At 46.7% G+C, this 18,888-nt stretch carries 22 protein-coding genes; 19 read left to right on the top strand and 3 right to left on the bottom strand.

Annotated features, from left to right (window positions below; all coding sequences use genetic code 11):
* The first annotated feature begins 110 nt into the window (after positions 1–110).
* The 8 genes from ASV53_RS07710 to ASV53_RS07675 are packed head-to-tail and all read left to right on the top strand — an operon-like array spanning position 111 to position 8,020.
* Complete coding sequence (locus ASV53_RS07710) at positions 111–983, top strand: MotY family protein (protein WP_094956673.1); 873 nt, start codon at positions 111–113, stop codon at positions 981–983.
* Positions 980–2,461, top strand: coding sequence for a sigma-54-dependent transcriptional regulator (locus tag ASV53_RS07705; RefSeq protein ID WP_239928753.1), 1,482 nt, complete (start codon positions 980–982; stop codon positions 2,459–2,461). Before ASV53_RS07710 ends, ASV53_RS07705 begins: the two co-directional genes overlap by 4 nt.
* Positions 2,462–2,481: 20 nt before the next feature.
* Entirely contained in the window at positions 2,482–2,826 is a 345-nt protein-coding gene (gene fliE, locus ASV53_RS07700) for a flagellar hook-basal body complex protein FliE (RefSeq protein WP_062690160.1), read from the top strand.
* Between the two features lie 13 nt (positions 2,827–2,839).
* The gene (gene fliF, locus ASV53_RS07695; protein WP_094956672.1) at positions 2,840–4,540 is read left to right on the top strand and encodes a flagellar basal-body MS-ring/collar protein FliF; all 1,701 of its coding nucleotides are present in this window, start codon (positions 2,840–2,842) and stop codon (positions 4,538–4,540) included.
* On the top strand, positions 4,527–5,534 hold the full coding sequence (locus tag ASV53_RS07690) for a FliG C-terminal domain-containing protein (RefSeq protein ID WP_062690164.1): 1,008 nt from the start codon (positions 4,527–4,529) through the stop codon (positions 5,532–5,534). The genes fliF and ASV53_RS07690 overlap by 14 nt, the downstream gene beginning before the upstream one ends.
* Positions 5,535–5,540: 6 nt before the next feature.
* A complete protein-coding gene (fliH, locus tag ASV53_RS07685) occupies positions 5,541–6,251 on the top strand; it encodes a flagellar assembly protein FliH (RefSeq protein WP_239928752.1) in 711 nt (236 codons plus the stop codon).
* Positions 6,244–7,575, top strand: coding sequence for a flagellar protein export ATPase FliI (gene fliI / locus ASV53_RS07680; protein ID WP_094956671.1), 1,332 nt, complete (start codon positions 6,244–6,246; stop codon positions 7,573–7,575). The genes fliH and fliI overlap by 8 nt, the downstream gene beginning before the upstream one ends.
* 10 nt (positions 7,576–7,585) lie before the next feature.
* A complete protein-coding gene (locus ASV53_RS07675) occupies positions 7,586–8,020 on the top strand; it encodes a flagellar FliJ family protein (RefSeq protein ID WP_239928751.1) in 435 nt (144 codons plus the stop codon).
* Positions 8,021–8,046: 26 nt separating this feature from the next.
* Here ASV53_RS07675 and ASV53_RS07670 read toward each other — a convergent pair whose 3' ends face one another.
* The 3 genes from ASV53_RS07670 to flgA all read right to left on the bottom strand — a co-directional run bounded on the left by ASV53_RS07670 (position 8,047) and on the right by flgA (position 9,550).
* Positions 8,047–8,481 carry a flagellar protein FlgN gene (locus tag ASV53_RS07670; protein WP_062690171.1) on the bottom strand — a complete coding sequence of 145 codons (435 nt, stop codon included), beginning with the start codon at positions 8,479–8,481 and terminating at the stop codon, positions 8,047–8,049.
* Complete coding sequence (gene flgM, locus ASV53_RS07665) at positions 8,481–8,756, bottom strand: flagellar biosynthesis anti-sigma factor FlgM (protein WP_094956670.1); 276 nt, start codon at positions 8,754–8,756, stop codon at positions 8,481–8,483. The genes ASV53_RS07670 and flgM overlap by 1 nt, the downstream gene beginning before the upstream one ends.
* Positions 8,757–8,860: 104 nt before the next feature.
* A complete protein-coding gene (gene flgA, locus ASV53_RS07660; RefSeq protein ID WP_239928755.1) occupies positions 8,861–9,550 on the bottom strand; it encodes a flagellar basal body P-ring formation chaperone FlgA in 690 nt (229 codons plus the stop codon).
* 155 nt (positions 9,551–9,705) lie between these two features.
* Between flgA and flgB the strand changes: the two genes are divergently transcribed.
* The 11 genes from flgB (at position 9,706) to flgL (ending at position 18,749) form a co-directional block, all read left to right on the top strand.
* Complete coding sequence (gene flgB / locus ASV53_RS07655; RefSeq protein WP_062690175.1) at positions 9,706–10,080, top strand: flagellar basal body rod protein FlgB; 375 nt, start codon at positions 9,706–9,708, stop codon at positions 10,078–10,080.
* A gap of 5 nt (positions 10,081–10,085) precedes the next feature.
* A complete protein-coding gene (gene flgC, locus ASV53_RS07650) occupies positions 10,086–10,505 on the top strand; it encodes a flagellar basal body rod protein FlgC (protein ID WP_062690177.1) in 420 nt (139 codons plus the stop codon).
* 11 nt (positions 10,506–10,516) lie between these two features.
* The gene (locus ASV53_RS07645; RefSeq protein ID WP_062690179.1) at positions 10,517–11,200 is read left to right on the top strand and encodes a flagellar hook assembly protein FlgD; all 684 of its coding nucleotides are present in this window, start codon (positions 10,517–10,519) and stop codon (positions 11,198–11,200) included.
* Between the two features lie 32 nt (positions 11,201–11,232).
* A complete protein-coding gene (flgE, locus tag ASV53_RS07640) occupies positions 11,233–12,489 on the top strand; it encodes a flagellar hook protein FlgE (protein WP_094956668.1) in 1,257 nt (418 codons plus the stop codon).
* Between the two features lie 13 nt (positions 12,490–12,502).
* Positions 12,503–13,237 carry a flagellar basal body rod protein FlgF gene (locus ASV53_RS07635; RefSeq protein ID WP_062690182.1) on the top strand — a complete coding sequence of 245 codons (735 nt, stop codon included), beginning with the start codon at positions 12,503–12,505 and terminating at the stop codon, positions 13,235–13,237.
* A 93-nt stretch (positions 13,238–13,330) separates the two neighbouring features.
* Positions 13,331–14,116 carry a flagellar basal-body rod protein FlgG gene (gene flgG, locus ASV53_RS07630; RefSeq protein ID WP_094956667.1) on the top strand — a complete coding sequence of 262 codons (786 nt, stop codon included), beginning with the start codon at positions 13,331–13,333 and terminating at the stop codon, positions 14,114–14,116.
* Between the two features lie 10 nt (positions 14,117–14,126).
* Positions 14,127–14,786: a flagellar basal body L-ring protein FlgH gene (flgH, locus tag ASV53_RS07625; RefSeq protein WP_062690185.1), complete on the top strand. Its 660-nt coding sequence runs from the start codon at positions 14,127–14,129 to the stop codon at positions 14,784–14,786.
* Positions 14,771–15,895, top strand: coding sequence for a flagellar basal body P-ring protein FlgI (locus ASV53_RS07620; RefSeq protein WP_094956666.1), 1,125 nt, complete (start codon positions 14,771–14,773; stop codon positions 15,893–15,895). Before flgH ends, ASV53_RS07620 begins: the two co-directional genes overlap by 16 nt.
* On the top strand, positions 15,895–16,404 hold the full coding sequence (locus ASV53_RS07615) for a rod-binding protein (protein ID WP_094956665.1): 510 nt from the start codon (positions 15,895–15,897) through the stop codon (positions 16,402–16,404). The genes ASV53_RS07620 and ASV53_RS07615 overlap by 1 nt, the downstream gene beginning before the upstream one ends.
* Entirely contained in the window at positions 16,401–17,807 is a 1,407-nt protein-coding gene (gene flgK, locus ASV53_RS07610; protein WP_062690190.1) for a flagellar hook-associated protein FlgK, read from the top strand. The genes ASV53_RS07615 and flgK overlap by 4 nt, the downstream gene beginning before the upstream one ends.
* Positions 17,808–17,834: 27 nt before the next feature.
* A complete protein-coding gene (flgL, locus tag ASV53_RS07605) occupies positions 17,835–18,749 on the top strand; it encodes a flagellar hook-associated protein FlgL (RefSeq protein ID WP_094956664.1) in 915 nt (304 codons plus the stop codon).
* Positions 18,750–18,888: the final 139 nt, after the last annotated feature.

Raw genomic sequence — 18,888 nt, 5'->3', positions numbered from 1 at the left:
CTATTCGTCGGCAGCGTCATATGTGTATTAGAGTCAGGGTCGCTTTAGCGTTTCTTATGCTATTTAAATAGCTTTGGCTGTGTTTGAAGGTTGTTCTGGAGTTCCTTATAATGGTTTGTAATAGAATCATTGTCACTCTTATGCTGATTGCTTCCTGTGCAGTTAATGCGCGAGAAAATAAATGGATGGCAGCATTAGATGACAGTGGGTGGAGTTTTTATGGTAGTAAAACTTCTTGTGTTCTTTCTCATGAAATCCGAGATTTTGGCTCAGTGAAACTTATTTCTGAAGCAGGAGAGGAAACACGGTTAAAGATAAAATCCACCAAAATTAAGCCATTTATTAATATTGTTGATGTGGAATCAGTATCACCATTTTGGACATCGACTCCAGCTATTAAGTTATATTCAAAAACCCAGGCTCAACGTTCTCAATCTACTGATGAATTAACAGTAAACAATGCTGAAAATGTTATTAATGAGTTAAATCATGGTCGTTGGGTAAAAGTTGTTTTGACGGATGACCGTCAAAAAAATAGCAGCGTAGTAATTCAAAATATTAATTTAACTGAGCCGATGGCTGAGTTTCAGCAATGTGAAAATCAATTAATAGCATATAACTATCAACAAATTAGAGATTCTGCATTTTATTTTAATGCCGCGTCTTCAAGCTTAAATAAGCAAGATATTAACAAGCTAAAAGGGATTGCTGAATATATTCGTATTGATGCACAGGTTCAGAAAGTGTTAGTTGATGGTTATTCCGATCAATTAGGGCAATTCAGTAGCAAGATGCGTATTTCTCGCCAGCGAGCCGAGGAAGTTGCTGCCATGCTGATTGAGCTTGGCGTTCCTCGTAAGTTGTTGCAGATCCGTTCTCATGGTGATCGCTATTTAGTGAGTACCGAAAGCAATTCTCAAGCGTTGCAATCAAATCGTCGTGCCACGGTTCGACTGGTAAGAAAATCAGGAGCAGGCTCATGACAAGGAAAATTTGGCAAGTACTGATGTTTCATCCCCAGCATGCCGTTCTTGATAACGTTTTGGCGAATGGTGAAGCGGAAGGCTATCAACTTAGTCGAGTCACTAATCCGATGGATTGTTTAAATACTCTCGATCAGCAAGTTTGGGATCTTCTATTGGTTCCTGCGTGTCTGGAAGATGGTAGTGAAGCGGCGGATATTATTTCGTTAGTGCGTCGTCATGGCTATGACGGCTCGATTGCCGTGCTATCTGAATTGCCGCATGCCACTCAGGTAAGTCGCGCATTGCAAGTTGGTGCGACCGATTATTTACTGATCCCATTTGGCCATACGCATTTAGGGCAACTGGTTCAGCGTATTATGCAAACCAGTCAGTCGTGTTCATCCATGGTGGCAAAAGCGCCACAGAGTAAACAATTATTGCAGTTGGCACAGCGTGTTGCTCAAACCGATGCCTCTGTTTTAATCAATGGTGAAAGTGGCACTGGCAAAGAAGTGCTCGCGAGTTTTATTCATAATGCATCGCCGCGTTCACAAGCACCTTTTGTCGCGATTAACTGTGCAGCTATTCCTGAAACCATGATTGAGTCGATTTTATTTGGCCATGCCAAAGGTGCTTTTACTGGCGCGTCATCGGCGCAACCAGGTAAGCTTGAAATCGCCAACGGTGGCACTCTGCTGCTGGATGAAATTGCTGAGCTGCCACTGGGATTGCAAACCAAGTTGCTGCGTGTACTGCAAGAAAAAGAAGTTGAGCGTTTAGGCAGCCACCAGAAGATTAATCTTGATATTCGTGTTCTTGCTGCCACTAATCAGGATCTAGAAAAAGCCGTTGCGGAAGGTCGCTTTAGAGCAGATCTTTACTACCGTCTAAACGTCTTTCCATTGTGCTGTGCGTCATTACGCGATCGTACGGAAGATATTATTCCACTGGCCAAGCACCTGCTTAAGCGACACATGATGCTAGGGCAAGAATCTACCCATTTTACAGATTCGGCGAAACGCGCACTGACGGCTTATACATGGCCGGGCAATGTCCGTGAGCTAGAAAACATAATTCAACGCGCCTTGGTAATGAGCCATGGCTGCTTGATCCGCGCACAAGATTTGATGTTACCGGGTCAACCTTTGGTGACGGAGCCAGAGAGTACCCCCCCTGATGAGTTGGTTGCCATGAACGGGACGACAACAGTCATGCCGATTGAACACCAACCTCTAAGCGTAGATGCGGTGAGTGAGGTGGTCACGAACAACCGACCAAATTTACAAAAAAGCCGCAAGCTAGCAGAATTTAATACCATTATAGAGACCTTACGTCGCTTTAATGGCCATCGTAGTAAAACAGCAGAAGAGCTAGGTGTATCGACGCGTGCGTTACGGTACAAGCTGCAAACGATGCGTGAGCAGGGTATGGATGTAGAACAAATCCTTACGAATCAAAGCGCTGAACTTTCAGCGAATAACTATAACTTTTCTTAAGCATTTTTAGAGACCTTGTAATGCAAAATAACGTGTTAGCCATGCAGCAGCCTTTAAGCCAAATTGCTGAAGTTCAGGCACAAATCCAGTCATTTGATGCGATCCAAATTGCGCCAAATCCGATCACTACACCGCAAACACAAGCCGTAGATTTTACCAGTGTGATCACTGAAACCTTGAATAACGTCGATCAACAAAGTCGTGATGCATCTGCAAAGATGACAGCAGTCGATACCGGCCAGAGTGATGACTTGGTTGGCGCGATGGTTGCTAGCCAAAAAGCGAGTCTTGCGTTCTCTGCTATGGTGCAGGTGCGCAATAAGCTCCTGACTGCGTACGATGATGTTATGAAAATGCCTGTGTAGTGGGAATGCTTAAGTGACTGAAGTAATGAAGCAAAAATTGGTAAACATGGCAGGCCCAACAGGAATGGGACGTTTATTTTCAGGTATGCGTTTAGCGGGCTTGTTAGCGGCCATCGCAGCCTTAGTAACCGTAGCTGTCGTGTTAGGTTTATGGCAAGGCAGTAGCCAGTATCGCCCGCTTTACGGTGAAGCTGAGCAGTTTGATCGTAGCCAAGTGATTGCAGTACTAGAAGAAAAAGGATTGGATTATTACGTCGAGCCACAAAAAGGCAGCGTAATGGTTGATCGCAATAGTTTAGGTAAAGCAAGGCTGGCACTTGCTGCGGCAGGTGTTGAGGCACAATTACCTGCAGGCCTTGAAATTCTTAGCCAAGATTCAAGTTTAGGTACTAGTCAATTTGTTGAAAATGCTCGTTACCGTCATGGTCTTGAAGGTGAATTAGCGCGCAGTATTATGGCGCTGGATGCTGTGCGTAACGTTCGTGTTCACTTGGCGATGCCCAAGCAAACGTTGTTTGTACGCCGCGATAAAGAGCAAGCTTCAGCATCGGTCATTCTTTCATTACAACCAGGCCAAGCTTTGAGCACAGAGCAGGTCACCGCGATTGTTAACCTTGTCGCGGGTAGTGTTCCCGAGCTTGAACCTGATCAAGTTAACGTGATCGATCAACAAGGTAATTTGTTGTCAGCGTTAGTCGGTGAAGGCCGTCATGGTAAAAACAGTAGCGCCTACTTAGATTACGTTCAAAAACTTGAAGCGACTTACATTAACCGAGCTTCGCGCATGTTGCGTCCTATGGTCGGTAACGACAACTTCCAAGTTGAAGTGGCTGCGGCAGTGAACTTTGACCGCACTGAAGCCACAGAGGAACTGTATTCGCCTGAAGGTACTGTACGTTCAGAATTCTCTTCTTACGATCGCCGCGTGGGCAAGGCAGCCCAAGGTGTACCGGGTGCTTTAAGTAATCGTCCACCGGAAGAAGGCGATGAAGAAAAAGATCCAAATGCAGGTAATGAGCGTGGTGAAAATTCACGTGATTACGCCATGGATCGCACCATGAAACATACTTATTACCAGCAAGGCCAGATTGAACGCTTAAGTGTATCTGTGTTGCTAAATGGTGATCCTGCCAGCTTCCCTCCAGCTAAAATTGACAGTATTCGCCAAATGTTGGGCGATGCGATGGGTATTGAAGCTGCACGTGGCGACAGTTTTAGCCTGCATGTTTATCCGTTTAATAAAGCGGAAGCTCAGCTATTGGCGGAAGAACCGGTGTGGTGGATGCAAAATGTATGGTTGGATTACTTACGATACATTTTATCTGCGATTGTCGCGTTAGTTATTTTACTTGTTGTGGTGCGTCCAGCTATTCGCCAATTAGCAGGTGAGCGTCAGCGCAGTAAAGATCCGATACTGGATAATGTTTTACCTGAGAGTAAAACTGGCAGCGACGTGGCGACACTCAATACCAACAATAACAATACAGTGGCAACCTCAGACAGTGAATTAGAAGCGCCGCTAGAAAAAGCCGCAATGACGGAAGCAACGTTAAGCTCAGCGGTGGTATCTGAAGGTAGTATGCCTGAGCTGCCAAGCCCTGAAACGGGTTTAGAAATTCAAACCTCTTACTTGCAGACATTATCGGAAAAAGAACCGGAACGTGTCGCTCATGTTGTTAAACAATGGATAACCCCGAAAGATGCAGACGAATAATAACAACCAAGGCATCGAGCAAGCCGCAATTTTATTGCTAAGCATGGGGGAGGAAGCTGCAGCTAACGTATTGCAGCAACTCGATCGTGAGCAAGTGCGCCAATTATCGATTGCTATGGCAAGTATTCCGGCCGTGAAAAAAGATCAAGCGGAAGGTGTGTTCCAACGTTTCTTCCAAGATTTTAAACGTGAATCAGGTATTTCAGGTGCTTCTCGTAGCTACCTAGAACGTACGTTGAATAAAGCGCTGGGGCAGTCATTGTCTCAGCCGCTGTTAGATGCGATTTACGGTGACTCGCTGAAACATAACTTGCAGCGTTTACAGTGGTTAGAGCCAGCCAAATTAGCCGAACTTATTTCAGGTGAGCACCCGCAGATGCAAGCGGTGTTCTTAGCGTACCTTGAGCCTGATGTGGCAACTGGGCTGTTGGCGAAACTGCCACAAGATAACCTTGATGAATTGCTCTATCGCTTAGCGAACTTAAAAGAAATTCACCCAGACATGATGCAAGAAGTGCACGTGTTATTGGAGAAATTCTTATCGCAGGTCGGTCAGCAAAATAGCACCCTGATTGATGGTACTCAAAAAGCCGGTGACATCATTAATCGTCTGCAAGGTGATCAGAGCCTAAAAGTCATGACAGGGCTGAAAGAGATTGACCCTGAGTTAGTCGCCCAGCTCGAATCGCAAATGTACAACTTCAGTATTTTGGTTCGCCAAACGGAAGATACCCTTGAGCGCTTGGTTGAAGAAGTGGATCAAGATCTACTCGCAACCGCACTTAAAGGTGCCGATGAAGAGCTACTGGCTAAAGTATTTGCCACTATGCCTAAACGTGCTGCCCAGTACTTGCGTGAAGCGATGGAAGGTAAAGGCCGTGTGCGTGTGAGCGCAGTGGAAGAGGCACGTAACCAGCTGGTACAAATACTGCGCCAACTGGCTGATGCTGGTGAGATTGAATTGCAGCTCTTTAGTGAACCTGTGGTGGAATAGGGATAAATGATGAAAAAGAATCAGCCGAGCAATGTTATGCATCCTCAGCTTGGTCAATATCGACCTTATCATTTTCCGCCCTTGATGCAGCCAGAAGAAGATGATTTGTTTGGTGATGAAACAACGGGCTCATACCAAGATGAATTTCATAATGGCTTCCAAGATGGCCAGCAAAAAGGCCATGAGCAGGGTTACCAAGAAGGTGTCGCGCAAGGGCTACAAGCGGGACACGAGCAAGGATTAGAGCAAGGTCGCCAACAAGGTGTTCGTGAAGGTGTTGCCCAGGTTCAACAACAAATGGGGAGCACTGCAGCATCGGTTGATCATTTAATGCAGCAGATCCAGCAAGTGTTCCAGCAACATGTACGTCAGCAAAGTGAAATGATCTGTGACTTGGTACAGAAGGTCGCGCGCCAAGTGATCCGTGCTGAACTGACACTGAAGCCAGGTCAGATGGTGCACTTGATTGAAGAAACCCTCGCACAAATGCCAGAGCAAAAACCGGATTTAGTGATTTATCTAAACCCGCAAGATTGCCAGCGTTTGGTTGAGTTGGTGCCAGAGCAAGTGGCAAGTTGGACACTACAGCCAGACGACACGCTGGCGATTGGTAGTTGTCGCGTGACCAGTAGTGAGTCAGAAGCTTTCGCTGATAGTGAAGAGCGGTTAGAAACCTGCATGGATTCGATTCGAGATAGTTTACTAAGCGATGCGTGATTTATTCCAAGAGCTGAATGCTCGCCTCAGTTCTGCGGTCGAACAGGTGCCAGAAGTGCCTGTTGCTCGCACGTGGGGGCGTTTAACCCGAATGGCGGGGTTGACCCTTGAAGCCGTAGGGTGTCGCTTATGTACCGGTCAACGCTGCATGATTGAAACTGATCACGGCACCTTAGTGGAAGCTGAGGTGGTGGGATTTGATCGTCAAGCATCGGTACTGATGCCAATCCGTCATACCACAGGATTACGCCCAGGCAGCCGTGTTTTACCTTTGCATGGCGACAGCAAAATTGATGTCGGTTACAGCATGTTAGGCCGAGTGCTTAACGGGTTGGGCGAACCTTTAGATGGCAAAGGAGCTATCCATGGTGAGCAGCGTATCAACCTGCAAGGTGAGACTATTAACCCCTTGCAGCGTTTACCTATTTCGACGCAGTTAGATGTCGGTGTACGTGCCATCAACGGTATGTTGAGTGTCGGTAAAGGTCAACGGATGGGCTTGTTCGCGGGGAGTGGTGTCGGTAAGAGTGTACTGTTAGGCATGATGACCCGTAACACCACCGCTGAAATTACAGTGGTTGGCTTGATTGGTGAACGTGGCCGTGAGGTACGTGAATTCATCGAGCACTCTTTGGGTCCAGAAGGCATGAAAAATGCCGTGGTGATTGCTTCACCAGCGGATGATCCACCTTTGATGCGCCTGCGTGCATCGATTTTATGCCACCGCATTGCTGAATTTTTCCGTGATCAAGGTCATGACGTTTTATTGTTGATGGATTCACTGACGCGTTACGCCCAAGCCCAGCGTGAAATCGCCTTGGCGGTGGGTGAGCCGCCTGCGACCAAAGGTTACCCGCCTTCGGTATTTAGCTTATTGCCGCAGTTGGTGGAGCGTGCCGGAAATGGCGCGACGGAGCGAGGCTCGATCACCGCGTTTTATACCGTGCTATCGGAAGGGGATGATCAACAAGATCCTATCGCCGATGCCGCCCGCGCTATTTTGGATGGACACATAGTGTTGAACCGTGAATTAGCGGAACAAGGGCATTACCCCGCGATTGATATCGAGCAATCGATCAGTCGTGCGATGCCACAAGTGGTGAGCCCTGAGCAGCTAAAACAAGCCCAGCAAATTAAACAACGCTATGCGCGTTATCGCCAAATCCAAGACTTGATTGCATTAGGTGGTTATCAGTCGGGGCAAGATCCGAGTCTTGATATAGCGGTTCAGCAATACCCTGCGATTTGTCAGTTTCTTCAGCAAGGCATGCAAGAGCGCGTGATGTTAGAAGAAACACAGCATGCCATGATGCAGTTAACGTAAGGAAATTCTGATGCGACGAGTGAAAATGCTGCAACATTGGCGGGAACAGCAACAGCGCCAATTTGATACCATTCAACAAGAATACGGTCAGATTAATAGCCAGCATCAAGCCCATCAACAGCGATTAGAATTACTTGAAAGCCTATCGGGTGAGTACTGTATTGAAGGTGGTCAGCAAGCATCGGCATTGATGCTAAAAGGGATCGGACGTTTTCGTTATCAGCTGGATAATTTAACTAATTTACAGCGTCATGAATTAGCGATGTCAGCCGTAGAATTGCGAACCACTAATGAACGCTTGGTACAGCAGCATTGCCAAGTGCGGATGGGGGAGAAGATCATCGAGAAACGTCAAAATCAGATCGCGCTAAAGCAAGAACGTCAGCAGCAAAAGATCCTTGATGAACTCTCTGCCAACAAATTTTATCGCCAGCGATTAACATAATTTTACCACCAGCGAGTAGCGTACGATTACTCGCCGGGGCCATAGCAGTATTGTTGCTCGGGTTTGAGTAACCGATCAATCAACTGCTTTTGCTGCGCTAATAAACGCCCATTGGTATTATTTAGGTCTTGGCAGGCCAATGTTTGCTCATACAGTTTTTGCCATAACATCATGCCTTTTTGCTGCACTTGTTGTGGCAGTTTCTTCAATAGCTTCTGCATACCGTCATTATCAGCGGTGACGCCTAATCGGGTTAAAATAGCATGGCGATTCGTCGCGTGCTGGTTTAACAATGCCATCAAAGATTGTAATTGTTGGTTGTGACCGATCAGCGCTTGGTTATCGCGATTAACCAACAGCACATGTTGTTGCTTTAGTTGAGCCACTAATTGTTGATAGTGGGCAACGTCTTGATTCAGTTCATTGAGCAAGGTTTTAACCAAGCTACTGGTGTCGCTCATTATTGATTGCCTTGGTAATAATCAACCATCGTTCCTGCTAATTGATCAAGATCGACTGTCGCTTGACCTGATTGCAGTAATTGCTTCATTTTTGCTACTTTATCCATATCAACATCACTGGTGTTTTGAAGATCGGCTTTCGCGTTTTGTAATGACTGTACTTCACTGCTTAACTCGACTTGTTTCGTCATCGTTGAGCTTGCTGTTTTACTCGCGTGCGAGCGGTTTTCTGCGTTAACAGGCAGCGATACAGAGTTGTGAATTTTTCCAATCATGAATGTACTCACTGGGTAGTAGGGTTATTGGTATACAGCGACCAGCCGTCACAGAGCTTAACTGCTTTTTTAGCCTTTTGTTATAAAACTAACCTAAAAGAAGCTTAAAACAGGGTTTGTACTTTTTTGGGTCCCACAACTGTCGCTAAAATTGTTTTATCGGATGTGCTGTTTTTCACTTTTATTTGCTCTCCTTTACTACCAGATTCTAACGCAACGCCTTTCATTCTAGCCGCCATGCCCCCAATCCTTGCTTCGATCACCACTTCTTGGTGGCGCTCAACCCATTTTGCAAACTCCACCATACGTGGGCTAATGATTTTCCCTACCGTAATTCTGCGTTTACTGACTTGATTATCCAACTCGTTGAAGGTCGTAAAATATCCCTGTCGCACATAAGAAATGTCGGTACGACGGCGTTTAAAATCATTGGCGGTTAGCACTTGATCACGCTCAATGGTGTGTTTCGCGACGACGATTTTTTGGTAAACCCGTACTTCCGCTTTAACGCGTGACTTCCAATATTTAGGATGTTGGCATTCAACCGTGAGTGTGACTTTTCCCGTCGGTGGACGTGCCTTATTTCGGCTAATTTCAAATGGGGTATTACAGTCGGATAAGGTTGATTTATCTAGGTCGATACGAAAATCATTACTGCCAATACTCCCCGCAAAACGGGCAACATCACGATATAAATAGCTGCGAATTTGTTGATGAGCTTGGGTTGATATATCCGCTTTGCTTGCAATGACTTCCATGCTGAATATCCCACCAGAAACGAGTACACCAAGCATGAGAAACACGGGGCGGATTTCCGCTCGGAAGTCATACTTCCGCTTATTGGTCTCAACGTAACTATTATTTGCGTAAGGCATTGATATGTTGGCTTTAAATGGGTGGCATGAAAATTGCTTTATAGTTGATATTCAATTTATAGGTGGTGGGTGAGATGGCAATCAACTTCGAAGATGCGTTAGGGGTACACCCTAATACATTGCAGTTCCGAACACAACGCGCAAAGGTACTGGCAAGTAACTTAGCCAATACGGATACGCCGAATTTTAAAGCGCGTGATATTAGTTTTCAGGACGCAATGAATCAGGTCGCGAGTGACGCGCGTTCTCGGCATCTTGGTCGTCGTCAGACACAGCAATCGCATGAATTACTGTATCGCAATCCACAGCAGCCAGCACAAGATGGCAACACCGTTGAACTGGGCGTTGAACAAGCAAAATTTGCGGGTAACGCAATGGATCTTGAAACCAGCCTTACTTTTTTGAATATGAAAATTCGCGGTCTGAAGCAGGCCATTAACGGGCAATAATTTCTATGTCTTTTTCATCTATTTATGACATTGCAGGCTCTGCAATGACAGCGCAAAGCGTTCGTTTGAATACGGTCGCCAGTAACATTGCGAATGCCGATGTCGTGTCTGGTTCAGAACGTGACGGCTACCGCGCTAAGCGCCCAGTATTTTCTTCCGTCATGGTTGATATGAACGATCCTAATGCTGGCACTCGCGTGCGTATTGATGACGTTATTGAAAGTGATGAACCACTGCGTCGTCGCTACGAACCGAATCACCCGGAAGCAAACAAACAAGGGTATGTCTTCCATTCAACCGTCAATGTGGTTGAGGAAATGGCTGACATGATGGCTGCTTCGCGCAGTTTTGAAACCAATGTTGATGTAATGAGTCGAGCACGCAGTATGCAGCAAAGCATTCTTCGTCTTGGTCAAACAAGCTAAGGGGATAACCAATGAGCCTACCGCAAATTAATACTGCTGGTCAGTACAACCGTGCAGCTACGCAAAATGCTGAACCACAAGTGACCAGTAACGGCCAAAAAGATATGACGCCAACCAGCAATGAGTTTTTGACCATGATGGTGGCACAGGTGCAAAACCAGAACCCACTTAATCCGACGGATGGTACCGAGTACTTGACGCAATTGGGCATGATGTCTGCTGTTTCCAGTTTGGAAGGGGTGAAGCAAGGCATGATGAACATGAACATCGGCATGACCAATTTGGAAATGCTACAGGCCACCAACCTAGTTGGTAAAAAAGTGCTAATGGATGTGAAAGGCGATCTTGATGTGGCCGAAGGTCAGAAAATCAATGGCCGCGTTCAGTTCGACAAGCCAGTTGATAGTGCCACTGTGGTGGTCTACGACGATAAAGGTAAAGAAGTCGACAAGATTAAGCTGGGTGCACAAGGTAAAGGCATGGCTGAATTTGAAATCGATGGCGATGACCTAGGTAAAGGCAGTTACTCATTCAAAGTGGTTGCTGAAAGCGGTGAGCAAGCATGGGAACAAAACATCATGATTGCGGCTGAGGTTGAATCGGTCAACATCCCTGCCGATGGCGGTGCGGTGTTATTAAGTCTTGCGGGCGTTGGCAAAATGTCGATGTTCGATATGCGTGAAATTACGGCGTAAATAATAAAAATTAATGTAGATAGGATTCTTTTATGTCAATCAGTGTTGGCCTAAGTGGCTTGCGAGCAACATCCGAGCAGATGAACTCAATCAGCCACAATATTGCGAACGTCGGTACCGTGGGTTTTAAATCATCACGTACTGAATTCCAAGATGTGTATGCACCCCAGTTTGGCGGCGGTGAAATGAACGGTGTTGAAGTCGCACAAGTACGTCAAAGCTTTACCTCTGGCGGTACCACCAGTACAGGTCGTAATAGTGACTTGGCAATTAATGGTGAAGGCTTCTTCATGGTGCAAAACAATGGCCAACAAATGTTTACCCGTAATGGTGTATTCAACCTAGATACCGAGGGTTACATGGTGTCGGGTGATGGTCACCGTTTGCAAGGTTATGGCGTGACAGAGTCAGGTCAAATCCAAACGGGTACCGTGACTGATTTGCGCGTTGATACCGGTGACATGGCGGCGAAAACCACCACTAAAGTACAGCAAGGTCTTAACCTTGATGCCAACGCGGCCATCGTGACTAATTCAGCGGATGACAAATTCGATCCAGAAGACCCATCAACGATTACCTCTAGCGTGACTTCTACAGTCTATGACTCATTAGGTAGTGAGCACCAAGTTACCCAGTACTACGTAAAAACCAGCAGTAATGAGTGGAAAGTACATTACGCACTAGATGGTGATGTGCTGAAAGGCCAAACCAACACCATGGGTTTTGATAGCGACGGTAAACTAGCCACAGTCAATGGCGCACCAGCGATGGACAATTCAACCACGCCGCCAACGATGAAAATCGACACCCTGCCAGTTGATCTTGTGTTCAGCAATGGCGCTGCGGCTCAATCTGTTGGTATGACGCTGACAGATACGACCCAGTACGGTAGCGAATTCTCGATCAATAAAAATGCACCAGACGGTCACGCACCGGGTCAAATTGCGGGTTGGTATTTTGAAGGTGACGGTACTGTGTACGCACGTTATTCAAATGGCCAAACCAAGGCGCAAGGCCAAGTGTTGATGGCTCGCTTCCCTAACCAAGAAGGCTTGCAACAAGCTGGTGGCACCCGCTGGACCCAAAGTTTTGCTTCTGGTGCACCGCTACTTGGTACGCCGGGTACTGGTCAAATGGGCGCACTTCGTACCGGTATGTACGAGAACTCTAACGTTAACCTAACCAATGAAATGGTGTCGTTAATGTCAGCACAAAGTAACTACCAAGCGAATGCGAAGACCATCAAAGTATCGCAAGAGATGACTCAAATCCTATTCCAGAACTTATAAGTCGAGGTTCGGCATGGATAAATTATTGTTCACTGCAATGTCAGGCGCTAGCCGCGTGATGATGGCGCAGCAGGTACACGCGAATAACCTCGCTAACGTTAATACCACGGGTTTTCGTACCGATATCGAACAGGCTGACAGCATTAAAGTAAAGGGCCAAGGCTACGATACGCGCGCCTTAGTCGCTGCGCGTGCGGGAGGTTCTGATTTTTCAGCAGGTACGTTGCAACATACTGACAACCCGTTAGATGTCTCGGTTCGTGGCGAAGGTTTCTTTGCGGTAGAAGCGGGTGAAAATGACGAAGCTTATACCCGTGCGGGTAACTTCACGTTAAGTCCGGGTGGCCAACTAATGTTGGGTGAACGGCCTGTTATGGGCACCGGTGGCGCGATCTCTATCCCTGAGTATGAACAGCTAAGTATTGGTTCAGATGGCACTATTTCAATTGTGCCGCAGGGTGGCGGTTTGATCCAAGAAGTGGGTCAGCTCAAGCTGGTTAAGCCTGAAAACAATCAACTGCGTAAAAGCGAAGATGGTTTATTCCGTGTTGTTGGCGGCGGTGGTCAAGCTGAGGCTGATGATACCGTGACCGTTGCTTCTGGTTACCTTGAAAGCAGCAACGTAAATGCCATTGATGCGTTAGTGAATAACATATCCCTTGCTCGTAATTTCGAACTTCAAGTCAAAATGATGAAAACCGCAGAACAACTGGCCACGGCGGGTAATCGCTTAGTACGTGGTAGTTAAGGAACCCTAGCTTAGCTATCGTTTTTTGTTTCGGTTTTTATCTCTCCAGCGTCTTGCCCGATAAGGCGCTGCATATATTCAGGAGTAGTGACAATGCATCCAGCACTTTGGGTGAGTAAAACAGGTCTTGCAGCGCAAGATACCCAAATGCAGGTTATTTCCAATAACCTCGCAAACGTTAATACCGTTGGTTTTAAACAAGACCGCGCGGTATTTGAAGATTTGTTTTATCAAATGAAAAAGCAACCAGGTTCAATGGTTGATCAGCAAAATGAAGCGCCAGGTGGTTTGCAGCTGGGTAATGGTGTACGCACGGTTGGCACTCAAAAGCTGATGAAAACCGGTAGCTACCAAAATACCCAAGAAGCGACAGACATGGCGATCATGGGCGCAGGTTTCTTCCAAGTTGAATTGAGCGACGGTACCACGGCATATACCCGTAACGGTCAGTTTCACCGTAACTCGGAAGGCGCACTGGTTAATGCCGCTGGTCTACCTATGATCCCAAACATTGAGATCCCAGAAAATGCGACAGGTATGAGTGTTGGTACTGATGGCATGGTGTCGATCAAAGTGCAAGGCGAGCCTGAACCGCAAGAAATCGGTCAAATCACTTTAGCCAACTTCACTAACCCATCGGGCCTTGAAGCTATGGGCGGTAACTTATTCCGTGAGAGCGGTGCATCTGGTGCGCCAATTGAAGGCGTCGGCGGTGAAGACGGCATTGGTGCGATTAGCCAGTTCACGCTAGAAGGCTCTAACGTGAGTGTAGTTGAAGAAATGGTGAACATGATCACCACCCAGCGCGCTTACGAAATGAACGCCAAAGTGGTCTCAAGTGCAGACCAAATGTTGAAGTTTGTTAGCCAATCAATGTAAGGGTAAGGCGATGATGCGCATTATTTTTCTTTTGGCTGCATTGGTGATGACAGGGTGTGCCCCTGTCTCAAGTGTAGTTGACCGTCAGCCACCGGAAGAGGTGCCATACACCAACTATCCAACATTTACGCCAGACAAAGATGGCAGTTTGTTCAATGCCAGTTACGGCATGGCGTTATTTCAAGATCGCCGTGCGTTTCGTACCGGCGATATTTTAACCGTGGTGTTGGATGAGCAAACGCGCTCAAGTAAAAAAGCGGGTACTTCATTTGGTAAAGAAAGTAATACCGGCATCAGCGTCCCAACCATTGCGGGTGCGACTTACCCGAAAGGCGAGTTTTCACTAAAAGGTGATCGTGACTTTAAAGGGGCGTCATCAAGCTCACAGCAAAACTCGTTAAGCGGCAGTATTACCGTATTGGTATCAGAAGTGATGCCAAATGGCGTGTTACGTGTACGTGGTGAAAAGTGGCTCAAGCTTAATCAAGGCGACGAATACATTCGCTTGTCTGGTTTAGCGCGAGTGGATGATATCGATGGCTCTAACCGCATTTCTTCTCAGCGTTTAGGTGATGCGCGGATTACCTATTCTGGTCGAGGCACATTGGCAGATGCGAATGAAGCGGGCTGGCTTTCTCGATTCTTTAACAGTTCATGGTTCCCAATCTAATGACATTCAAACACATACTTTTAGCGGCAGGTTTAGTGCTGTGCCCATTGCTAGCGTCGGCTCGACCACTGCTTAGTTTAGTCGATATTCAAGGCATCCGAGAAAACCAGCTGGTGGGTTACGGCTTGGTTGTGGGGTTAAGTGGTACGGGTGATAAAAACCAAACCAAGTTTACCTCGCAATCGGTGAAGAACATGCTGAGCCAGTTTGGCGTGCAGTTGCCAGCAAATGTTGACCCTAAACTGAAAAATGTCGCGGCGGTTGCAGTGAATGCTTCCATCCCCGCATTAGCAGGCAAAGGCCAGTCATTAGACATTACCGTATCATCAATTGGTGATGCTAAAAGCTTACGTGGCGGCACATTGTTACTGACGCCGTTAAAAGGTGTGGATGGTCAAATCTATGCAATGGCCCAAGGCAACTTAGTGGTTGGTGGTGTGAATGCACAAGGTAATAGCGGCACGGGCATAACCATCAATATTCCAACTGCGGGTCTTATCCCGAATGGCGGGATCATCGAGCGTGAAATTCCGTCGTCGTTTTTAACCTCGACTGATGTTGTGCTGAATTTAAAAGTGCCGGGCTTTAATACGGCCCGTAACATCGAAAAAGAAATTAATCGCGTGTTTGGTCCTGAAGTGGCAATGGCGGAAAGCCATGCCCGTATTCGCGTGCGAGCACCGCATAAAGCCAGCCAACGCGTTACCTTCTTAGCCATGCTTGAAAACCTAGAGGTTGAACAGCAGAAGAAACTGGATCGTGTGGTCTTTAATGCCCGTACCGGTACTATCGTGGTGGGTAAAGATGTACGCGTACATACCGCAGCTGTTAGTCACGGTAACTTAACCGTGAGCGTGGTTGAAAACTACAATGTGAGCCAGCCAAATGCCTTCAGTAATGGCAAGACTGCGGTCACGCCATCGTCAGATGTGTCGATTGATCAAGAGCGCGGCAAAGTCTTTATTTGGCCAGAAGGCAATCAAGGTACATCACTGCAAAGCATTGTTGATGCCGTGAATAGTTTAGGTGCTTCACCGAATGATCTGATGTCGATTTTGATTGCGTTAGATGAATCTGGTGCACTGGATGGTGAGTTGGTAATTCTGTAATGAAAGCGATTGATAACGAGCAACACTCAGCTTTGTATAACGACATGAGTGAACTAAATAAAATCACCGCAAATCCGGATAAAACACAAGCACTGGAGCAAGCGGCGAATCAGTTTGAAGCGGTCTTTTTACAAACGGTGCTACGCCATATGCGTAAAGCATCTGAGTCGATGAATGATGGCGAAGACTCCCCGTTTAACAGCAAGCAACAGAAGTTTTACCGTGAAATGTACGATAGCCAAATTGCGGTTGAAATGAGCCAGCAGCAGAGCATGGGCATTTCTGACATGTTGATAAAACAACTTGGTCAGCATGAAGCATTTAAGCCACAGCCACAGGCGGTCGCTGTTAATCAACAGACACCGATTGAATCATTAGCGGGGCGCTTTAGCCCGGCCAATGACACCACATTGCAATCCGGTAACAACGTGAAGTTGCCACATTGGTGGGGAAATACGACCCCACTGTCGCAGCATTTAAAAATCCAGATGGATAACGAAGAGCTATGAGTTTGATTAATATCGGCTTGTCCGGCATGAATGCTGCGAACGCCGGCCTTTCTGTGACAGCCCACAACGTATCTAACGTGATGACCCCAGGTTACAGCCGTCAGCGTGTGGGTTTTGGTTCTGTCACTGGTGCGAATAATAGTGGTGCTGGTGTTGGCGTCAGCAATGTTGAACGCATGGCGGATAACTACCTTAATCAGCAGATTTATCGTCAGCGTGGCTCGTGGGGCTACAATTCGATCAGCTCACAGTACATGCAAAAAACGGAAACTGTGCTTAACAATAAAAGCACCTCTATCAGCACGGGTTTAGACCGTTTCTATGCAGGGTTAAATGAAGCGTCAGCTAAACCACAAGACATTGCTTATCGCCAGACGATTGTCAGTGAAAGCAAATCGATGGTGCAGCGCTTTAATAATTTAAGCACCCAGCTTGATAGCCAAGAGCGACAGGTTAATGGCCAGCTGGATGCGTCGATCACCGATGCCAATACCCTAATGGCTAGCATTGCGAGCCTTAACAGCAGTATTCGCGATGTTGGTGGTAACAGCGAAGCGGCCAGTAGCCTGCTCGATGCCCGAGATGAAGCGATCCGTCAGCTATCGTCAATGATGGACGTGAACCCGACCTACCATGATGACGGCACAGTGACCGTTACTATGGCGAAAGGCCAAACACTGGTCAGCGGTACCACAGCAAGCCAATTGAGCCAAGATCACAATGGTGAGTTAGTCCTTAAGCGTGGCGATACCAATCTGGCATTGGATGACAACTTAGGCGGCACCATCGGTGGTTTAGTGGATTACCGTGACAACGAACTGACAGGCTTACGCCGTGAGTTAGATGTAATGGCCTACAGCTTTGCGACCGAATTTAACGAAAAGCATCAGCAAGGTTTCGACCTAAATGGCGAGGCAGGTAAGGCGGTATTTGGTGGCGTGGATAGCGTAGAAGGCGCAGCGGCTAAATTAACCTTATTGGTGGATGACCCTAAGCAATTAGCGTTTTCATCAGCCGCTGATGAACCGGGTAACAGTGACAACCTTAAGGGCTTAATTGAACTTAAAAATGCCCCTGTCGATGTAGACAAAAGCAAGTTGTCGCCTGAGGCGTTAAAAAACTATGAACTGGCGATTGATAAGCTTAATGGCAAGTCGATTTACAGCAACTACACAGGTTTAACCGGTGACTGGGCGATTCGTACTGCGCAGCTTGAAGCGGATACCAAAGCATCAGCAGCGTTAGTCGATCAAGCGCAAGGTGAACGTGATAGTAAAAGCGGCGTCAACCTCGATGAGGAAGCGGCCAGTATCATGACGTATACCCAAATGTACCAAGCGAATGCGCAAGTGATTTCAACGGCTCAACAGCTGTTTGATGTCACTTTGTCGATGTTCCGCTAATTAATAATACCCAAGCAGGATTGAATTATGCGGATAAGCACATCGCAAATGAATAACATCATGTTGACGAGCATGCAGAGCTCGACAACTGGGGTGAATAAAAGCTTTATTCAGCTAAACTCTGGCGAGCGAATGCTGAAACCCTCGGATGATCCGCTGGGTGCGGTGCAACTGATGATGTTGGATCGTGAGCAGGCTGACATTAGCCAATTTAAAAAGAATATCTCGAACCTGACTACCCAGTTGGGCCAGACAGAATCGCACCTTGATGCTTCTAATACGGCGGTATTACGAGCGCAAGAGTTGGTGACGGGCGTGCTTAACGCCAGTAATAGCACCATGGAAGGACGTGAAGCGATCGCCACTGAACTCGATGGTATTTTGGGGCAGCTAACGGATATTGCGAACAGTAAAAACCCTAACGGTGATTACATTTTCGCGGGTACCAAAACCGATACCCAACCCATAGTCAAAGACCCTGCAACAGGGGAATATATTTACCAAGGCAACAGTGACCAACGTGAAGTACAGGTTGCGGAATCGATGTCGATCCCGGCTAACCAAACCGCGGATGTGATGTTCTCTAACGGTAGCGATAATATTTTCAATACCCTCGATAGCGTGATTAATGATCTACGTAACCCCGCTATTGATGGTAGTAACCTCACTAACAGTGTGACGCAAGCGCAAACTGACATCAAAAGTACCTTATCGTCTATCAATGGTGCATTAACCGATGTCGGTGGTCAGCAAAATTCATTGACCATGATTTCGGGTTCGCATGATGATAATAAGCTCATCAATGATAAACTGATCGGCGATGTGAAAGATTTAGACTACAGCCAAGCGATTTTAGAGCTCAATACTCAGATGGCTGCGCTGCAAGCGACGCAAATGACGTACAGCAAAGTACAGAATTTATCGCTGTTTAAATTGATGTAATGCCTTTGTGGGTGAGTCTGTGATTTGCCCATCTTGGTTTGATATTTATTGCATCTAGAGGCAAATGTTTTTTATAGCTAGACGCTTTTTATTACGAGGCGTTTTCTTTTATTAGACGTTTTTTGTTACTAGCTGCAGT

The organism is Photobacterium sanguinicancri, assembly GCF_002265265.1.
In the GTDB taxonomy this organism is placed as follows: domain Bacteria; phylum Pseudomonadota; class Gammaproteobacteria; order Enterobacterales; family Vibrionaceae; genus Photobacterium; species Photobacterium sanguinicancri.
This window is presented reverse-complemented; position numbering and strand designations above follow the sequence as displayed.

Coding starts and splice junctions, on each gene's coding strand:
- ASV53_RS07710 (WP_094956673.1), top strand. CDS start 111: ATGGTTTGTAATAGAATCATTGTCACTCTTATGCTGATTGCTTCCTGT.
- ASV53_RS07705 (WP_239928753.1), top strand. CDS start 980: ATGACAAGGAAAATTTGGCAAGTACTGATGTTTCATCCCCAGCATGCC.
- fliE (WP_062690160.1), top strand. CDS start 2,482: ATGCAAAATAACGTGTTAGCCATGCAGCAGCCTTTAAGCCAAATTGCT.
- ASV53_RS07690 (WP_062690164.1), top strand. CDS start 4,527: ATGCAGACGAATAATAACAACCAAGGCATCGAGCAAGCCGCAATTTTA.
- fliH (WP_239928752.1), top strand. CDS start 5,541: ATGATGAAAAAGAATCAGCCGAGCAATGTTATGCATCCTCAGCTTGGT.
- fliI (WP_094956671.1), top strand. CDS start 6,244: ATGCGTGATTTATTCCAAGAGCTGAATGCTCGCCTCAGTTCTGCGGTC.
- ASV53_RS07675 (WP_239928751.1), top strand. CDS start 7,586: ATGCGACGAGTGAAAATGCTGCAACATTGGCGGGAACAGCAACAGCGC.
- ASV53_RS07670 (WP_062690171.1), bottom strand. CDS start 8,481: ATGAGCGACACCAGTAGCTTGGTTAAAACCTTGCTCAATGAACTGAAT.
- flgM (WP_094956670.1), bottom strand. CDS start 8,756: ATGATTGGAAAAATTCACAACTCTGTATCGCTGCCTGTTAACGCAGAA.
- flgA (WP_239928755.1), bottom strand. CDS start 9,550: ATGCTTGGTGTACTCGTTTCTGGTGGGATATTCAGCATGGAAGTCATT.
- flgB (WP_062690175.1), top strand. CDS start 9,706: ATGGCAATCAACTTCGAAGATGCGTTAGGGGTACACCCTAATACATTG.
- flgC (WP_062690177.1), top strand. CDS start 10,086: ATGTCTTTTTCATCTATTTATGACATTGCAGGCTCTGCAATGACAGCG.
- ASV53_RS07645 (WP_062690179.1), top strand. CDS start 10,517: ATGAGCCTACCGCAAATTAATACTGCTGGTCAGTACAACCGTGCAGCT.
- flgE (WP_094956668.1), top strand. CDS start 11,233: ATGTCAATCAGTGTTGGCCTAAGTGGCTTGCGAGCAACATCCGAGCAG.
- ASV53_RS07635 (WP_062690182.1), top strand. CDS start 12,503: ATGGATAAATTATTGTTCACTGCAATGTCAGGCGCTAGCCGCGTGATG.
- flgG (WP_094956667.1), top strand. CDS start 13,331: ATGCATCCAGCACTTTGGGTGAGTAAAACAGGTCTTGCAGCGCAAGAT.
- flgH (WP_062690185.1), top strand. CDS start 14,127: ATGATGCGCATTATTTTTCTTTTGGCTGCATTGGTGATGACAGGGTGT.
- ASV53_RS07620 (WP_094956666.1), top strand. CDS start 14,771: ATGGTTCCCAATCTAATGACATTCAAACACATACTTTTAGCGGCAGGT.
- ASV53_RS07615 (WP_094956665.1), top strand. CDS start 15,895: ATGAAAGCGATTGATAACGAGCAACACTCAGCTTTGTATAACGACATG.
- flgK (WP_062690190.1), top strand. CDS start 16,401: ATGAGTTTGATTAATATCGGCTTGTCCGGCATGAATGCTGCGAACGCC.
- flgL (WP_094956664.1), top strand. CDS start 17,835: ATGCGGATAAGCACATCGCAAATGAATAACATCATGTTGACGAGCATG.